The sequence below is a fragment of the Ruegeria faecimaris genome (genome assembly GCF_900182615.1).
Classification (GTDB): Bacteria; Pseudomonadota; Alphaproteobacteria; order Rhodobacterales; family Rhodobacteraceae; genus Ruegeria; species Ruegeria faecimaris.
In genome coordinates this window covers 2501-6206 of the sequence record NZ_FXTE01000031.1, presented here as the reverse complement: position 1 = coordinate 6206, position 3706 = coordinate 2501, and the positions used below count along the sequence as shown (strand labels likewise).

At 53.0% G+C, this 3706-nt stretch carries 1 tRNA gene and 2 rRNA genes; all 3 read right to left on the bottom strand.

Going from position 1 to position 3706, the window contains the following annotated elements:
* Positions 1-124: 124 nt before the first annotated feature.
* The 3 genes from FN806_RS20295 to FN806_RS20285 all read right to left on the bottom strand — a co-directional run bounded on the left by FN806_RS20295 (position 125) and on the right by FN806_RS20285 (position 3413).
* Positions 125-201, bottom strand: a tRNA-Met gene (locus FN806_RS20295).
* A gap of 87 nt (positions 202-288) precedes the next feature.
* Positions 289-403, bottom strand: a 5S ribosomal RNA gene (gene rrf / locus FN806_RS20290).
* Between the two features lie 182 nt (positions 404-585).
* Positions 586-3413: ribosomal RNA gene (locus FN806_RS20285) — 23S ribosomal RNA — on the bottom strand.
* Between the last annotated feature and the right edge of the window lie 293 nt (positions 3414-3706).

Here is a 3706-nt window from a genome sequence, read left to right as displayed (position 1 = left end):
GGTTGCGGGAGTAGGGTTTGAACCTTTGGCCTTCAGGTTATGAGCCTGACGAGGTGAAGACGTTAAGCAATTGATCCAGTGGATCAATTTTAGTCTGAACGGGCTGTGTTGATATTATTCGACCTGGTTGCGGGAGTAGGATTTGAACCTACGACCTTCAGGTTATGAGCCTGACGAGCTACCGGGCTGCTCCATCCCGCGACACTAGGTTGGCCTATCGCTTTCGCTACTTGAGGCCGGGGTCGAATAAGTATTGTTATCATTTAGAGAGAATTGGGATTTTTCTAGGTTTGGCGGTGACCTACTCTCCCGGGGCTTAAGCCCAAGTACCATTGGCGCGGCAGTGCTTAACTTCCGGGTTCGGGATGGGACCGGGTGTTTCACTTGCGCTATGACCACCAAACCGAGGAAAATCCCACGTTGCGACTTGCGTAGCAAGCGCGACGGGTGGTAGGCAGCGTCTTTTGCGTGCAAAAGGCGCGTTGCCACTCGGTAGTGTAATCAATCAACAGTGCCGCTTGGCGCGACACAGCCATCGTTAGTCTAAGGTGTGTATGTTTTTGATTTGTCTTTCCATTACTGGATCAAATCAAGCCTATCGGGCGATTAGTACCGGTCAACTGAACGCATTACTGCGCTTACATCTCCGGCCTATTGACGTGGTGGTCTTCCACGGCCCTCAGGGAGACCTTGTTTTGAGGGGGGCTTCCCGCTTAGATGCCTTCAGCGGTTATCCTGTCCGATCATAGCTACCCTGCACTGCTGCTGGCGCAACAACAGGTCCACCAGTGGATCGTTCACCCCGGTCCTCTCGTACTAGGGGCAACTCCTCTCAAGTCTCCTACACCCACGGCAGATAGGGACCGAACTGTCTCACGACGTTCTAAACCCAGCTCACGTACCTCTTTAAACGGCGAACAGCCGTACCCTTGGGACCTGCTCCAGCCCCAGGATGAGATGAGCCGACATCGAGGTGCCAAACACTGCCGTCGATATGGACTCTTGGGCAGTATCAGCCTGTTATCCCCGGCGTACCTTTTATCCGTTGAGCGATGGCCCTTCCACTCGGGACCACCGGATCACTATGGCCGTCTTTCGACTCTGCTCGACTTGTCAGTCTCGCAGTCAGGCTGGCTTCTGCCATTGCACTCAACGAGCGATTTCCGACCGCTCTGAGCCAACCTTCGCGCGCCTCCGTTACGCTTTAGGAGGCGACCGCCCCAGTCAAACTACCCGCCACGCAGGGTCCCGGATCCGGATAACGGACCGCGGTTAGACATCAAGAGTGCGAAGGGTGGTATCTCAAGGGAGGCTCCACAGGGACTAGCGTTCCTGCTTCAAAGCCTACCACCTATCCTGCACATCACAATCCTGATGCCAGTGCGAAGCTGTAGTAAAGGTGCACGGGGTCTTTCCGTCTAACCGCGGGAAGCCTGCATCTTGACAGGCAATTCAATTTCGCTGAGTCGATGTTGGAGACAGCGGGGAAGTCGTTACGCCATTCGTGCAGGTCGGAACTTACCCGACAAGGAATTTCGCTACCTTAGGACCGTTATAGTTACGGCCGCCGTTTACCTGGGCTTCAATTCAAGGCTCTCACCTCTCCTTTTAACCTTCAGGCACCGGGCAGGCGTCAGACCCTATACGTCGTCTTGCGACTTCGCAGAGCCCTGTGTTTTTAATAAACAGTCGCCACCCCCTGGTTTGTGCCCCCAGCCCCTAGTTGCCTAGGAACCGGGCCTCCTTCTCGCGAACTTACGGAGGTATTTTGCCGAGTTCCTTCAACATCGTTCTCTCAAGCGCCTTGGTATTCTCTACCAGTCCACCTGTGTCGGTTTAGGGTACGGTCTTATAGGAGGGCTATTTCCAGGAACCTCTCAGCAGCCCATTCAATCCGATAAGGATGAACTACCTCTGAGATCCGTCACCACTCCACGGCCTAGGAATATTAACCTAGTTCCCATCGCCTACGCCTTTCGGCCTCGGCTTAGGGGCCGGCTTACCCTGCTCAGATTAGCTTTAAGCAGGAACCCTTGGACTTTCGGCGAGAGTGTCTCTCACACTCTTTGTCGCTACTCATGTCATCATTCTCACTAGTGATCTCTCCACCGGATCGCTCACGCGCCGGCTTCATCGAAAGCCTCTCTCCTCCAATACGCCCGAAGACGTGAAGGAGGAATGAGACTATGTCACACTACGCTCTGCTACCATGCCTTACGGCATCCTAAGCTTCGGCTCATGGCTTGAGCCCCGTTACATCTTCGCCGCAGGACAACTTATTTAGACCAGTGAGCTGTTACGCTATCTTTAAAGGATGGCTGCTTCTAAGCCAACCTCCTGGTTGTTTTGGTCGTCCCACCTGCTTTCCCACTTAGCCATGAATTGGGGGCCTTAGCTGTAGGTCAGGGTTGTTTCCCTCTCCACTACGGACGTTAGCATCCGCAGTGTGTCTGCCATCTAGTACTCCCGGGTATTCGGAGTTTGGTTAGGATCAGTAAGCCTGTGGGGCCCCATTACCCATCCAGTGCTCTACCCCCCGGGGTATTCGGATGACGCTCTACCTAAATAGATTTCGCAGAGAACCAGCTATCTCCGAGTTTGATTGGCCTTTCACCCCTAGGCACAGCTCATCCCGATCCTTTTCAACGGATGTGGGTTCGGTCCTCCAGTAAGTGTTACCTTACCTTCAACCTGGCCATGCCTAGATCACTCGGTTTCGGGTCTGATCCCACGAACTCATGCGCCCTATTAAGACTCGCTTTCGCTACGCCTACACCTAACGGCTTAAGCTTGCTCGTGAGACCAAGTCGATGACCCATTATACAAAAGGTACGCCGTCACCCCGCAAGGAGGCTCCGACTGATTGTAGGCGTTCGGTTTCAGGTACTGTTTCACTCCCCTCGTCGGGGTGCTTTTCACCTTTCCCTCACGGTACTGGTTCACTATCGGTCAGCAAGGAGTACTTAGCCTTCGAAGGTGGTCCTCCGATCTTCAGACAGAATTTCACGTGTTCCGCCCTACTTAATACGTCCTTCAGAGCTTAGAATACGGGGCTGTCACCCGCTATGGCCATGCTTCCCAACATGTTCTTCTCACTCATCCGGCTCGGCTGGTCCCCGTTCGCTCGCCGCTACTAGGGGAGTATCAATTGATTTCCTTTCCTCCGGGTACTTAGATGTTTCAGTTCCCCGGGTTTGCCTTTATAACCCTATGTATTCAGGTCATAAATACCTGGTTAAGCCCATTATTGACTGGCAAAGCCAACAATAACAAACTTTCAGGTGGGTTGCCCCATTCAGAAATCCATGGATCAAAGCTTATTCTCAGCTCCCCATGGCTTATCGCAGAGTATCACGTCTTTCATCGCCTCTTGCTGCCAAGGCATTCACCAAACGCCCTTCTCGCGCTTGATTTGATCCAGAAAAAGAAAGACACACTTTAGTGTCCTACCGCCTATTCGGCTACTTGAGGACGTTTAACCGTCCACAACCGAAGCTGCGTCAGAACATATGTCAATCGAGACCGCCCAGCTGGTAACTAAAGGCAGTCATTCTTCTGAACCAAAAACATACATTTCCCGCCCCCGTCTCTTGGACGAGGACAAATGAGCAACCCCATATGGTCTCTCAGCCGTGCAGCTGATCAACGCAGGTCGCTCGGGTTAGTATATTAGACTTGGACAACTCTGTTCGTTTCAGTCGCGATA